The organism is Mycobacterium conspicuum, assembly GCF_010730195.1.
GTDB classification, from domain to species: Bacteria; Actinomycetota; Actinomycetes; order Mycobacteriales; family Mycobacteriaceae; genus Mycobacterium; species Mycobacterium conspicuum.
Window position 1 is genome coordinate 1,424,350 of the sequence record NZ_AP022613.1, and the last position, 13,602, is coordinate 1,437,951.

The following is a 13,602-nucleotide window of genomic DNA, read 5'->3' on the forward strand; positions in this document are numbered from 1 at the left end:
GTCGTCAAGACTCGATGTAACCGATACCCTGGGTACTGGGTATTTAGCCGGTATACCGCGATGCACACGCCGATAGAAAGACCAATCGACCATGACCGACGTCGTGACAGAAGAAGCTTCTCGGACGCAAGCCGACAAGCGACCGGTGCACACCCGCGCCGTCATCATCGGGACCGGATTCTCCGGCCTGGGAATGGCCATCGCCTTGCAGAAGCAAGGCGTGGACTTCGTCATCCTGGAGAAGGCCGACGACGTCGGCGGCACCTGGCGCGACAACAGCTACCCCGGCTGCGCGTGCGACATCCCGTCGCACCTGTACTCGTTTTCCTTCGAGCCGAAGCCGGACTGGAGGCATTTGTTCTCGTATCAGCCGGAGATCTGGGACTACCTGAAGCGGGTCACCGAGAAGTACGGGCTGCGCCGCCACATCGAGTTCAATTCCAAGGTTGACCGCGGCTATTGGGACGACGACGAGTACCGCTGGCACGTGTTCACCACCGACGGGCGCGAATACGTTGCTCAGTTCCTGGTCTCCGGCGCCGGCGCGTTGCACGTGCCATCGTTCCCCGACATCGAGGGCCGCGACGAATTCGGCGGTGCCGCTTTCCATTCCGCGGAATGGGACCACAGCGTCGATCTGACCGGCAAGCGGGTGGCGGTGATCGGAACCGGTGCCAGCGCCATCCAGATCGTGCCCGAGATCGTGGGACAGGTCGCGCAGCTACAGCTGTACCAGCGCACCCCGGCGTGGGTCCTGCCGCGGACCAACAATGCGATCCCCGGCTGGCTCCGCAACGTCTTCGCCAGTGTGCCCGGTACCCGGGCACTACTCCGCTTGGGCATCTACTGGACCCAGGAAGCCCTCGGCATGGCGATGATGGACCATCAGGGACTGCTCACGCTTGGTGAGAGGGCGGGCAAGTGGAACATTCGCCGTCAGGTCCATGATCGTGCCCTGCGCCGCAAGCTCACACCCAACTATCGGTTGGGTTGCAAGCGAGTACTGTTCTCCAACAACTACTACCGCTCGATCGCGGATCCCAAGACCGAACTGATCACCGACGGCATCACCCGCATCACGCGCGACGGCATCGTCACCGCCGACGGCACCGAACACCAGGTGGACGTGATCGTGTACGCCACCGGCTTTCACGTCACCGACTCCTACACCTACGTCCAGATCAAGGGGCAGCACGGTGAGGACCTGGTGGACCGGTGGAACCGCGAGGGCATCGGCGCGCACCGCGGCATCACCGTCGCCAACATGCCCAACCTGTTTTTCCTGCTGGGGCCCAACACCGGGCTGGGCCACAACTCGGTGGTGTTCATGATCGAATCCCAGATTCGCTACGTCGCCGACGCCATCAAGAACTGCGACAAGTTGGGAGCCCAGGCACTGGCACCGACGCGGGCCGCGCAGGACCGCTTCAACGACGAGCTGCAGGAGAAGCTGAAGCGCTCGGTGTGGAACACCGGCGGTTGCGCCAGTTGGTATCTCGACGAGCACGGCAAGAACACCGTGCTCTGGGGTGGCTACACCTGGCAGTACTGGCGCGCCACCCGTGCGATCAAACCCGAGGAATACGAGTTCCTAGGGGTGGGCAAGCGCCGTCCGGCGGCTAGCGCGAACTGACCGCGGCGTCTCGCGTCGAGCGCTTGGCGTAGCGGGACCGCAAGTCCGCCAGGATGATTCGATCGAGAACCCGGTCGGGCACTACCTGCGCCACCCGCAGCAGGATCGCGGCGTCGCGCCCGATGGTGTAGCGCGTGCGCGGACGAGACGAGGTCGCCGCCCTGGCGATCACCTTGGCGGCATGTTCGGCGGAGACGCCGGTTTCGGTAAACGACTCGGCTTGCGCAGCAACGGCTTCCGCGAGGTCCCCGTACCGGTCCAGCTGGCCGGCCGTCATCGCGGCCTTCAATCGATCGGCGGTGGCCAGCCCCCGCTCGACCATCTGGGTCTTGACCGCCCCGGGTTCGACGACGACAACCTTGATGCCGAACTTCGCGACCTCGCGTCGCAGCGCATCGCTGAACGCTTCGAGGGCGAACTTCGACCCCGCGTAGGCGCCGTAAGTCGGCAAGACCACCTTGCCGCCGACGGAACTGATGTTCACGACGGTGCCCGCACTGCTCAGCAGGGCCGGCAACAACGCCTGGGTCATCGCGATGTGGCCGAACAGATTCACCTCGAACTGCTGGCGCCACTCGGGAAGCGGCAGCGTTTCGATCGGCGCATTGATCGCGATGCCGGCGTTGTTGATCAGCGCGCGAAGGGGACGGGAGTCGTTGGCGACCCGCTCGGCAATCGCGGCGATGTCCGAGTCGACGGTGATGTCGAGGGTGCACGGTTCGATTCCCTCGGCTGCCAAGGCGTCGGCGTCGGCCTCGCGGCGAACCCCAGCGAGAACATGAAATCCCTTGCGGGCCAGTTCTTTAGCGGTGGCGGCGCCCATCCCGGTGGAAGCGCCGGTGACGACGATCAGCTCATTCATGACGGTCTCCGAATTTAAGTTGACAGCGTCATCTCAAACTAGATAGTTGAGTTGACGTTGTCAACTTAACTATCGGCTTATGCTCTGGCGGTGGCGACTCGATCGGAAAGTGCTGCGGCAACGCGCCAGTCGTTGCTGGACAGCGCGAGCGCGCTACTCGACCTCGGCGGGGTCGAGGCGGTGACCTTGCGTGAGGTCGGTGCCCGCAGCGGGGTGTCGCGGTCGGCGGCGTATCGCCACTTCGCCGACAAGGAATCGTTGCTCGCCGTCGTGGCCACCAATGCGTTAAGCGAACTGGGTGATGCGCTCGAGGTGCTGGTCAACAGCGGCGACCCGCCCAAGGAGTCCTTGCGTAGCGCCCTGCTGTCGTTGATCGACATGGGCCGCACCCGGCCACACCTGTACCGGCTAATGTTCACCCCGCCGGCCGGCGATCCGACCGCGGCGAGGCAGGCGGCCGAGCGCACGCAGGCGCTGTTTTTGGATTTGGTGGGCCGCATCACCGGCCCGGGTCGGGCGAGTCGCTATGGGGCGCTCCTGTTGACCAGCGCCCACGGCATCACGGGCCTGGACTTGAGCGGTCACATGGATCTGGACAAGTGGCACACCAACGCCGAGGAACTCGTCGACACGCTGATCTCCGTGCTGCCGACACGGGGCACCAGTTACCGATAGGTGGGATCCTTTGGTGCATGGGTAGGAACACGTGCTTCAGCCTTGACCATTGCAAGGCCTTCATCGAGGGCGAGGTTGCGTCATACTCCCACCAGCGAATGGAAGTGGATCGGCACCTTGACTGACGTTTAAGAGACCCGCGCGTTGAGGTGCTTGAGTGCGGCCTCGGCGCCGTTCCAGCCGGGGATGCCGGTCACGCCGGGGCCGGGGTGGGTGCACTGCCCGCACAGGTAGAGCCCGTCGAGCGGGGTGGCGAATTTGTCCTCGCCCTCGACGACGCGGCCGGTCCACAGTTGGTTGGGTTGCAGCAGGCCGTGTGAGTAGTCGCCGGCGTGCGCGCTGAACGTGCTGCCGAAGTAGCGGTTGGAGAACACGACGCGGTTGGTGACGGAGTCGGCGAAGCCGGGTGCGTACTTGTCGAAGATCTGCACGCAGGTGTCGGCGTATTGCTCTTTCCAGCTTCGGTTTTCGTCGGCGTCCAGCCCGGTGGGGAAGTAGGGCGTGAAAATCGTTGCGCTGTGCTTACCTTCGGGCGCCAGCGACGAGTCGACCATGCTGGGGATGTACAGGTACGTGGGCGGGGCGTCGGGAAGTTGACCCTTGCGGTATTGCTCCCACGCGTCGCTGATGTATTCCGGCGACGGCGCGTAGGCGACGGTGGGGCACCACTGGCCGTTGTCCTGCATGAAGGGCTGCAACCGTTCGATCCACTGCGGGGCCTGGTCGATGGTCAGGTGCGCCTGAATGTAGCCCAGGTTGAAGTTGATCTCCTTGATCTTGCGGATGTAGTCGGGCGGAAAGTGCTGCGCGCCAGCCAGATTGACGAACGTCGTGTAGGGGTCGAGCGAGGACAGCACGGCGTCGGCGGAAATCGTTGTGCCGTCGCGTAGTTCGACCCCGGTGGCGCGTCCGTCGGTGATCAGGATCTGCTTGACGTGCTGCTTCATCTGCACTTCGGCGCCCAGTGATTCGGCGCGGCGGCACAACGCGGTGCTCAGCGAGCCAATGCCGCCGCGCGGCATGATGTATTCGACGTTGCCGCCACCGATCAGGTAGTGATACAGCGTCGACGCATTCGAGCCCGGCGTCCAGGGGCCGCCGTCGAACGCGTCGATGGACATCGCGGCCAGCGAACCCTGAATGCAGCGGCCCTGGTCGGGCGCCAGGAAGCGCCGGACGGTGTCCATCGTGCTGCCGTACCACATCTGGGCGAAGTCGTGGCGGGCCTCCGGCGTGGGCTGGGCGGCGATCACCTCGATGATGTCCAGCGGCGCGCCGAACGCCGAGTCGACGAAATACGGTGCGAAGCGGCCGATGTGCGCGAACAAACCGCCGAGCGCGGTCGCGACGTCGGGTCCGTGATCGTCGAGCAGGTGGCGGCCCATGCGTTCGAGGTCGTTGTACATCACGAACGGGGTGTCCTCGGGGTCGCCGAACGTGCAGGTGGACGTCCACTGGTCCATCAGCTCGAAGCCCCACTTGGTCAGCTCCAGGCGGTCGGTCATCTCCTGCCGCCAAATCAGCACCGCCCAGGCGCCGACGCTGTGCTTGTACCCGTCGAACAGTTCGCGGGTCGCGGCCATCCCGCCGAGGAAGTGCGCGCGTTCCAGCACAAGCACTTTCGCGCCGTTTTTGGCCAGCACGTTGGCGGCAACCAGCCCGTTGTGCCCAGCTCCGATGATGATCGCGTCGTAGTCGGCCATGAAACAGCACAATGTCATATCTGACATATTTGCGTCAATGGTGACATTTGGTGTGTGCTGTGCTGGTGGAGTCCCGTAGTCAGCGCACCCGGCAGGCCCTCGTGCAGGCGGCGATGAAGCGCTTCGTCGCCGACGGCGTGCAGCAAACCAGCGTCGCCGACATCGCCGCCGACGTCGGGGTCACCGAGCGCACCTTCTACCGACACTTCCCGTCCAAGCATGCGGTGATCTTCGCCGACTACGACATCGGCTTCGAATGGTTCGCCCGCGCGCTGGCGCTGCGTCCGCACGGCGAGCCCATCACCGTGTCGGTGCGAAAAGCCGTGGACGCCTTTCCTTTTGACTTCGCGATGGTCCGCGAAGCGGCCACCATCCGATCGCGCGATCTCGACCAGGACATCATCACCACGCACATCCGGCGGATGCGCGATCAGGTCGCCGACGAGATCGCCCGCTTCATCCACCAACGTTCCAAACCCACGGACCAAAGCACGGATGGCGCCATGATCGCCGACATCGCCGCGCACAGTTTGGCGACCGCGGTGTTCGTCGCGCTGGAGGAGTGGATGTCTCACGGCGGGAACGACGTCGACGAACTGAGCCGGCTCACCGACATCGCGTTGAGCGCCCTGGAGGACGGTCTCACGCATACCTTGCGTCAGGCGGGGCTCGACTGACCGCGACACGGGAAACACAAGCCCTTGTGTTGCCGCGGCTTGTCGGACACCAGGGGTAGTGTCTGTGGCCTAAGTAGCTAATCCAAACCAGCAGGTGAGGTGGGGTTCTGGTGAGTGATGGAATGAAGCTGATTGACCGGACCTCGGCGATCAACTGGAACCGGGTGCAAGACGACAAGGACGCCGAGGTCTGGGAGAGGGTGACCGGAAACTTCTGGCTGCCCGAGAAGGTGCCGGTGTCCAACGACCTCCCGTCGTGGGCCACGCTGAACGCCAGCGAGAAGCAGCTGACGATGCGGGTGTTCACCGGGCTGACGCTGCTGGACACCGTGCAGAGCACGGTCGGCGCGGTCAGCATGATTCCCGACGCCCTGACGCCGCATGAGGAGGCTGTCCTCACCAACTTCGCGTTCATGGAGTCGGTGCACGCCAAGAGCTACAGCTCGATCTTCTCCACCTTGTGCTCGACGTCGGAGATCGACGACGCCTTCCGCTGGTCGGAGGAGAACGTCAACCTGCAGCGCAAGGCGCAGATCGTGATCGACTACTACCGGGGCGACGACCCGCTCAAGCGCAAGGTGGCCTCGGTGCTGCTGGAAAGCTTCCTCTTCTATTCCGGGTTCTATCTGCCGATGTACTGGTCGAGCCGGGCCAAGCTGACCAACACCGCCGACCTGATCCGGCTGATCATCCGCGACGAGGCCGTGCACGGCTATTTCATCGGCTACAAGTTCCAGCGCGGTCTGGCCCTGGTCGACGACGACAGGCGCGCCGACATCAAGGACTACACCTACGAGCTGCTCTTCGAGCTGTACGAGAACGAGGTGGAGTACACCCAGGACCTCTACGACGAGGTCGGGCTGACCGAAGACGTCAAGAAATTCATCCGGTACAACGCGAACAAGGCGCTGATGAACCTCGGCTACGAGGCGATGTTCCCGCGCGACGAGACCGACGTGAACCCGGCGATCCTCTCGGCGCTGTCGCCCAACGCCGACGAGAACCACGACTTCTTCTCGGGGTCGGGGTCGAGCTACGTGATCGGCAAGGCCGTCGTCACCGAGGACGAGGACTGGGACTTCTAACTCTTGACATGAGTCGGGCCGACCACACCGTCGCAGGGGGAGTTGACGGGGTCGGCCCGGCCTAAAGTAGGGACACTTTCGGCGCCGAGTTTCTTCCCCGCCAGGCATTGGATCCGCTCGTCAAGCAACCGGTCGATGTCCGCGGTGGTGGTCCGCACGCCGAACTCGCGAGCGACGCTCCACGCCCTGGCCTGCATTCGCAGCTCGCGGTCGATGGTCTCGATATCGCGCATGTGAACAACACGAGCGGCGCCGGCCCGCGGTTCATCGTTTATCCGCCGCTCTCCTCGCGCAGAGCCTGCATCGCCAAATTGTTCAGCAGCTGCCGACCGGCATCGGTGCGCAACTGCGGCAGCAGCGCCGGCACCACGCCGGCGGCGGTGAGCGCCAGCTGGACCAGGCCGTCCGGCACCGTGCCTGCTTCACGCAGCACCGCATACTCGGCGCTGGGTTTTCCGGAATGTTGCGCCAGGGCAATCCGAGCCACGAGCCGATTCTGCCGGTCGAGGTCGGCCTCGTCGGCCGTTGACGCCGCGGTCAACATTGCGCCGATCTCCGCGACCTCGTCCTGTTCACACAGTTGAGCCACCAGCTGCCAGAGGATCGCGACGGTCGCGCGGACCACCTGGTCCAGCCCGTCGGCCGGAACTACCTCGTCGTCGACGATGACGCGCATGGCGGCTTCGTCTCCGCGCTCGCCGTGCTGGATGAGCGCCAGGGCGCGGCGAAAGTCGATCGCGCCCACGGGGGCCTCACCATTGCTCATTGGGACGCCACCAGAGTCATCAGTTCACCGCGCCGCGGGTCACCTGCGGCGCGGGCGCGGCGCGATGCCGCGACAACAGGCGCGCCGCCTGACCCGGCGCTCCGAGTTGAAGCATCGCGGCCAAAGCGGTTTCGAGGATCACCTCTTGCTGCACCCGGCTGCCGCCGATCGCCGGGAGCCCGGGCAGCGATTCGAGGAGATAGTCGAGCGCGGTGCGCGGCTCACCCTCCGTCAACGCGATCAGGCCCTCGCCGATCAAACGCAACGTCGCTGCCTGCGCGTCCGTCGCGCCCGGAACGTTGATCGCCCGGATCGCGGCCGGATCGTTGGCGGCGGCCAGGACCAGCAGCGCGTGGAACGCGATGAACGGTGTCTGCGGCGAATAGGCAAGCGAGCCAACCTCTTTGAGCAGCGGCATCGGGTCGGGGGGAGTGACCCAGTCCGGGTGCAGGCGCGCCCGCCACGCGAGCGAACCGGCGTCAACCAGGCAGCGCACGTCCTTCGAGTGCGGCGGCGCGAGAGACGCCGCATAGCGACGCGCCGCGGCGGAAGCGTCGCCCATCGCGAGTTCGTGCAGCGCCGCGTGCCACTGAAAGTGCGGCAGGTAACGCTGCGTGCTGCCGTCGCCGGCGATCCAGTCCGTCAACCATTTCAGCCCGGCTCCATGCGCGTCGGTCTCGTAGTGCACGTGCGAAAGCGCATGCGCGGCATTGCCATTGCCCGGATCGAGTTCGAGCGCGGCGTCGGCCAGGTCGGCCGCGTCGTACCACAGGCCCTGCTCGGTTCGGCCATAGGCGCGCAAGCCCAGATACCACGGCGCCTCCCCGTGCACGCCGGTGAACCGCTCGACATACTGCCACGCGTCCGGCAACGCATCGCCCGCACCGGCGAACGCGATCGACGGCGCAAGCACCAGCAAGGCGACCTCGTCGGCCGGATAGCGCTCCAGGTGCTCGATGAGTGCGGGAGTGCCGACCGCGTTGCCCTTCTCGCACCAGGTCGCGATGGCCTCGACGTGGCTGCGGTCTTCGTCGCCGCCATGCGCGAGCGACGCGCGGGCCCGAGCGAGATGGCCGCTGACGGCATCCCGGCCGCCCGCGCGGTCGGGCCGTTCGGTGGCGATCATCGCCAGGGCGACATGCGCTCGGGTGTAGTGGGGGTCCTCGGCGACCGCGGCGGCAAAGGCGACCGATGCGCCGTCTTGGACGGAGAGTAGGCGTCGCACACCCTCGGCGTATGACGCTGCGGCGCCGGTCAATTCGGGGCCGGCCCTGACGATGCTGGGTGCGCGCACCGGCCGCTCGCGCGTGGCGTGCTCATCGGAGGCCAGCAGGCGCGCGATGGCGACCGCCTGGGAGCGGATTTCGGGAATCGCGGTGCTCTCCCACTCCTCACCCTGGCGGATCAGGCCGAGGCAGATGATGTCGGGCACCGCGACCCCAGCCGCATCGATGAGGTGGCCGTCGGCATCGACTCGAACGCCCACGCCGCTCGGGTGCAGGGATGCGATGTTGTCGGCCAACAGATTTGACCACAGCGGGGAGCGGTGCAGGGAGCGTCGATCCCATGAGCTCCCGGTGGCGACGACGACGGCGTCGCCCCGCCGACGCACCGAGCCGTCGTCGGTCGTCACCAACAGCTCGACGCCACCGCCGTGCAGCGAGACATCGGCGACCTCGCCGGCTTCGATGGCCAGCCGGCCGCCGTCGATCGCGGAATAGATCGCATCGGCGATGGTGGGGGGCATGCGGTGGCGAAGGATGTCCCACTGCCGCAAGTCTTCTCGCAGGAACCGGCGCTGGTCCTCCCATCCCAACGACCGCCACAGCCGGGTCGTACGGGGTCGCAGGGCGTCGATCACTTGTCGCCAATCCGCGCCGGCCCCGCGCGCGTGCGCGAGATCCGCGGCAAGCGCGGCGCGCAACTGTTCGAGCGAAACCGCGCCCGACAACGCATCGAGGTTGGGCAGCTCGGTTGGCGCGCCGGTGGCGCGGAAGCGGTGCGGCAGCGTGCCGTGACGGGACAGCAGGGTGACCGCGGCGCCGCGCGCTATCAGGGGCAGCGCGACGTCGACGCCGGTGAGTCCCGAACCGATCACCAGCACGCTCGCGGGCCGGCGCGCGCCAAGGGCCGCGAGCACCCCGGGCGCCCACGGATCGACCACGATCTTCCCGTCGGCGCCGGCCTCGAGCACCGGAGCGAAGGCGCGCTCCAACGACTCGGGCATGCCGCCCTTGGGCCGCCCGGTCGCGAGCACGACGACGTCGGCTGTCAGGGCACGTCCATCGGCGAGTGCCAAACACACCGGCGTGCCCGGCGTCAGCCGGACCACCTCGTCGGTCTGGGTCCGCACGTCGGCGCCATTGAGCTGTTCTTGCAGGTAGCGGCCGTACGCCAGCCGAGGTGCGAAGCTTTGCGCCGACACGACGGCATGGTCGTCGAGCCAGCGGCAGAAGTGGTCGGGATCCTCGGGCCACGCGGACATCCGGTTCGCGGGAACGTTCAGCAGGTGGGTGGGATCCTTGGTGCCATAGGCGGCGCCGGTGCCGGGACAACCTGACGCGTCGATCAGCGTGATCTGGGCGTCAGGTTTGCTGCGGCGCAGATGAATCGCCGTGAGCACCCCCCCGGCGCCGCCACCCACGATCGCGACGCGCAACATTCCCGAAGGTTATCTCCTGCGGGCAAGGCCCGGCGATTCTAAAGCCAGATGAACATGGTCGTGAACGGAATATGAATTGTCGGGACGCGGGGACGCCGCGCTAGCGCTGTCCTGCCACGACCGTGAGACTGATGGCGTGACGAACACCGATTCTTCTCACCACCCAGGTTTCCTCCGGTCGGTCATCCGCTGGCTGCAGGTCGGCTACCCCCAGGGCGTGCCCGGCCCCGACCAGGTCCCGCTGTTCGCGCTGCTGCGCAGCACGCCGCTCACCCACGAGCAGATCGTCGAGGTGGTCACGAACCTGACCGCGGACGGCTCCGTCGATGGCAACGAGATCGCCGAGAAGATCTCGGAGCTGACCCACCACGACGCCGGGCCCGAGAACGTCCGGCGGGTGGCCGCCACCCTGGCCGCCGCGGGCTGGCCCCTGGCCGGCATCGACGTCAGCGAGCTCGTCCCCGGGGACGAAGACGGCGAAGCCGCCGAAGAGGTTGCCGCGCGGCTGCGCAGTCCGTCATAGCTTCGCGATGTCCATCACGAAGCGGTAGCGCACGTCGCTGGCCAGCACCCGCTCGTAGGCCTCGTTCACGTAATCCGGGTCGATGACCTCGATTTCGGGAGTCACGCCGTGCGCGGCGCAAAAGTCGAGCATCTCCTGGGTTTCGGCGATGCCGCCGATGTTGGAGCCGGCCAGGCTGCGTCGCTTCACGAACAGCGGGAACGCCGGCACCTCCATGGGATGCTCGGGGACGCCCAGCTCGACCAGCGTGCCGTCGACGTCCAGCAGCCCCAGGTAGTCGGTCATCGGCAGCTTCACCGAGACGGTGTTCAGGATCAGATCGAAGCTGTTGCGCAACTTCTTGAAGGTGGCACGGTCGGCGGTGGCGTAGTACTCGCTCGCCCCGAGGCGCAGCCCGTCCTCCATCTTCTTCAGCGACTGCGACAGCACGCTGACCTTGATGCCCATCGCCGCGCCCAGCTTGACGCCCATGTGCCCGAGGCCGCCCAGGCCGATGATGGCCAGGCGGGTGTCCGGCCCGGCCTTCCAGTGCCGCAGCGGCGAGAACAGCGTGATGCCCGCGCACAGCAGCGGCGCCGCGTTGTCCAGCGGCAGCGCGTCGGGGATGCGCAGGACGAAGTTCTCGTCGACGACGATGGCCTGGCTGTAGCCGCCAAGGGTGGGCGTGCCGTCCTTGTCGATGGAGTTGTAGGTGAACGTCGCGCCGGGCTCGCAGTACTGCTCAAGGCCCGCCTTGCAGTAGCGGCACTGCTGACACGAATTCACCATGCAGCCCACCCCGACGCGGTCGCCGACCTTGTGCTTGGTCACCGCCGAGCCGACGGCGGTCACCACACCGGCGATCTCGTGGCCGACCACCAACGGGTAGTTCGGCACGCCCCACTCGCCCTTGGCGGTGTGGATGTCGGAGTGGCAGATGCCGGCGAACTTGATGTCGATCGCCACGTCGTGCGGGCCGGGCTCGCGGCGGGTGATGGTGGTCTTGGTCAGCGGCGCGGTCGCCGAGGTGGCGACGTACGCGGTGACGGTTGAGCTCATGTGTGGAATCCCTCTTCGTTTCGTCAGATCTGAGAAAAGCTTAGCTAAGGTAACGTTTTGGTGCCAATCGGCTTGGTCACCAGCCTAGGTCGATTCGGTAACGAACCGCCCTCCACTGGGCGAGGTGCAGCGGGAGGAAGCCGTTCCGCGAATACCTTGGCGCGGGTGGGGAACATTCGAAGCGATCAGCTTGATCGGACCGATCAGCCGTTGTCTAGCACGTGGAATTTCGTGCTGCCCGGCGCGATCATCGTCGCTTTTGCCGCAACGTATGCCACGTTCCGCATCGTCCGCCTGCACGGCCCGCATTTCGACTGGACCTGGATAACCGCCGTCTATCTGATGCTCTGGCTGACCCTTGCGCTGGCCTTCGGTGTGGTCGCGATTCGCTGCGGGACGACACAGCGGGTCGCCGCCGTGTTCGCCTGGATCACCTGCGCGGCCGCCGCGTTGCGGGGGCTCTACTGGGGCTTTCTCCTAATGGACGACGGCCGCAACGGCACCCATTACGCGTACAGCCACTATCTGCCCCTCGTCACCGGGATGGCGCTGATCGCGTTCGGGCTCGCATCGCACCGGCCGTTCCGGTGGTGGTGGTCGGCGCCGGCGTTCATCGCGGGATTTCTCGACGCCCGAGCCAGCGCCCTGGGCCTGTATCGGGCGCATCCGTACGTCAGTCTGGTGTGGCTGGTCCCGCTGGTGATACTGGGAATTGCCATGTCGCGCACTCGAGTTGACGCTCGCGCGGCTAGTTGATCGGGGCGTTGAGCCAGCGCAGATCGTCGACGATGCCGCGGGCCGCGATCACGCCCTCGCCGGTCTGCCAAATCTCGTCGTTGACGACGAAGACCCGGTTGTCGCGGTTGGCGGACAGCTTGCGCCACGGGTTGCTGTCGAAGATGGTGGCCGCGCGCTGCGCGGCGGCCGGGGTCGCGCACGACACGTAGATGATGTCGGCGTCGGCCACCGAATAGTCCGTCGGGTCCGGCGACTTCGCCAAATCCGCGTCGGTGGTGCCGATTTCGAGGTAGGGCTTGTCGGTGAAGCGCTGGGCAGCGGGCCGGTCCACGCCGACGGCGGCCAGCACGCTGGCCGGAAAGTTGTTGGCCCCGTACACCCGCATGGTCTTGTCGGTGAGCCGCACGATCGACGCCTGAAAATGCGCGGCGTCATGGCTGGCCCCGATGTGTTCGGCCCGCTGCGCGAAGCCGTCGATCAGGGCGTCGGCGGCGCCGGCGCGCGCGGTGGCGGCCCCGACCGCACGAACGTTGTCCTCCCAGGCCGAACCCGGGGCCGCGGTGAACACCGTCGGCGCGATCGCCGCCAGCTGCGGATACAACTTCGGCGTCAGCGCCACCGAGCCGAGGATCAGATCCGGATGCGCCGCGCTGATCGCGTTGAGGTCGGGGGAGCTGCGGGTGCCGACGCCGGGCAGGCCGTGCACCGCGCTGCCCAGATACGACGGCTGGCCCGACGAGTCGTCCGGCAGGGCGGCCGCGACGACCCGCGATTGCAGGCCCAGCGCACACAGCGCGTCGAGCTGATCGCCGGAGAGCACCACGATGCGTTGCGGCTCGGCCCGCACCTCGGCCACGTCGGGCGTGACACCCGCGGCGTTGTGCGCGGGCCGGGTCGCCGGACCCGGGTCCGCGGCCGCCGCGTCGCGCGCGCACGCCTCGTCGGGCTTGCGGTCGTTGCCCAGCACGCCGGCGCCGGCGATCTGGGTGGTCGGGGTGACCAGCGAACGCGACGTCGCGGGGGGGTGATCGGAGCCGCACGCGCTGCCCGCCGCGACGGCGCATGCTGCGAGTATGGCGGCGGCCAACCTCGGTTGCCTGCGGCCGAACAGCACGCGTTCGACGGTAACACCCGGCCGGCCCGAACCAATTACGACAGTTTGTAGGACCAGGCCTGCCGCCGCCCCGAGCGGGGGCTAAGATTCGTGTCAGTTGTGGGTTTTCACCCCTGTCCGGTGATG

The 13,602-nt window shown here is 66.7% G+C and carries 13 protein-coding genes; 6 read left to right on the forward strand and 7 right to left on the reverse strand.

Translation table 11 applies throughout. From position 1 onward, the window contains the following. The first annotated feature begins 91 nt into the window (after positions 1–91). Positions 92–1,633, forward strand: a complete 1,542-nt coding sequence (locus tag G6N66_RS06845) for a flavin-containing monooxygenase (protein ID WP_085232261.1) — start codon at positions 92–94, stop codon at positions 1,631–1,633. Here the strand turns inward: G6N66_RS06845 and G6N66_RS06850 are convergent. Next, positions 1,620–2,495 carry an SDR family NAD(P)-dependent oxidoreductase gene (locus G6N66_RS06850; protein WP_085232260.1) on the reverse strand — a complete coding sequence of 292 codons (876 nt, stop codon included), beginning with the start codon at positions 2,493–2,495 and terminating at the stop codon, positions 1,620–1,622. The genes G6N66_RS06845 and G6N66_RS06850 overlap by 14 nt on opposite strands. Positions 2,496–2,585: 90 nt before the next feature. On the opposite strand from G6N66_RS06850, the gene G6N66_RS06855 reads away from it, so the two are divergent. Further along, the gene (locus tag G6N66_RS06855; protein WP_085232259.1) at positions 2,586–3,170 is read left to right on the forward strand and encodes a TetR/AcrR family transcriptional regulator; all 585 of its coding nucleotides are present in this window, start codon (positions 2,586–2,588) and stop codon (positions 3,168–3,170) included. A 128-nt stretch (positions 3,171–3,298) separates the two neighbouring features. Here G6N66_RS06855 and G6N66_RS06860 read toward each other — a convergent pair whose 3' ends face one another. Continuing rightward, entirely contained in the window at positions 3,299–4,873 is a 1,575-nt protein-coding gene (locus G6N66_RS06860; protein ID WP_163645792.1) for a phytoene desaturase family protein, read from the reverse strand. A 50-nt stretch (positions 4,874–4,923) separates the two neighbouring features. Here G6N66_RS06860 and G6N66_RS06865 point away from each other — a divergent pair, with 50 nt between their 5' ends. After that, positions 4,924–5,550, forward strand: a complete 627-nt coding sequence (locus tag G6N66_RS06865) for a TetR/AcrR family transcriptional regulator (RefSeq protein ID WP_139825132.1) — start codon at positions 4,924–4,926, stop codon at positions 5,548–5,550. Positions 5,551–5,672: 122 nt separating this feature from the next. Next, positions 5,673–6,635, forward strand: a complete 963-nt coding sequence (nrdF, locus tag G6N66_RS06870) for a class 1b ribonucleoside-diphosphate reductase subunit beta (RefSeq protein ID WP_085232256.1) — start codon at positions 5,673–5,675, stop codon at positions 6,633–6,635. Here the strand turns inward: nrdF and G6N66_RS06875 are convergent. The 3 genes from G6N66_RS06875 to G6N66_RS06885 are packed head-to-tail and all read right to left on the reverse strand — an operon-like array spanning position 6,632 to position 10,063. Beyond that, on the reverse strand, positions 6,632–6,868 hold the full coding sequence (locus G6N66_RS06875; RefSeq protein ID WP_085232255.1) for a hypothetical protein: 237 nt from the start codon (positions 6,866–6,868) through the stop codon (positions 6,632–6,634). The genes nrdF and G6N66_RS06875 overlap by 4 nt on opposite strands. Positions 6,869–6,906: 38 nt before the next feature. Further along, complete coding sequence (locus G6N66_RS06880) at positions 6,907–7,401, reverse strand: hypothetical protein (RefSeq protein WP_085232254.1); 495 nt, start codon at positions 7,399–7,401, stop codon at positions 6,907–6,909. Between the two features lie 19 nt (positions 7,402–7,420). Continuing rightward, complete coding sequence (locus G6N66_RS06885) at positions 7,421–10,063, reverse strand: FAD/NAD(P)-binding protein (RefSeq protein ID WP_085232253.1); 2,643 nt, start codon at positions 10,061–10,063, stop codon at positions 7,421–7,423. A 136-nt stretch (positions 10,064–10,199) separates the two neighbouring features. On the opposite strand from G6N66_RS06885, the gene G6N66_RS06890 reads away from it, so the two are divergent. After that, positions 10,200–10,586 carry a DUF3349 domain-containing protein gene (locus G6N66_RS06890; RefSeq protein WP_085232252.1) on the forward strand — a complete coding sequence of 129 codons (387 nt, stop codon included), beginning with the start codon at positions 10,200–10,202 and terminating at the stop codon, positions 10,584–10,586. Here the strand turns inward: G6N66_RS06890 and G6N66_RS06895 are convergent. Next, positions 10,581–11,624 carry an NAD(P)-dependent alcohol dehydrogenase gene (locus G6N66_RS06895; RefSeq protein WP_085232251.1) on the reverse strand — a complete coding sequence of 348 codons (1,044 nt, stop codon included), beginning with the start codon at positions 11,622–11,624 and terminating at the stop codon, positions 10,581–10,583. The genes G6N66_RS06890 and G6N66_RS06895 overlap by 6 nt on opposite strands. Positions 11,625–11,789: 165 nt before the next feature. Here G6N66_RS06895 and G6N66_RS06900 point away from each other — a divergent pair, with 165 nt between their 5' ends. Next, a complete protein-coding gene (locus tag G6N66_RS06900) occupies positions 11,790–12,380 on the forward strand; it encodes a hypothetical protein (protein ID WP_139825130.1) in 591 nt (196 codons plus the stop codon). Here G6N66_RS06900 and G6N66_RS06905 read toward each other — a convergent pair. Beyond that, a complete protein-coding gene (locus G6N66_RS06905; protein ID WP_232079474.1) occupies positions 12,373–13,449 on the reverse strand; it encodes an iron-siderophore ABC transporter substrate-binding protein in 1,077 nt (358 codons plus the stop codon). The genes G6N66_RS06900 and G6N66_RS06905 overlap by 8 nt on opposite strands. Between the last annotated feature and the right edge of the window lie 153 nt (positions 13,450–13,602).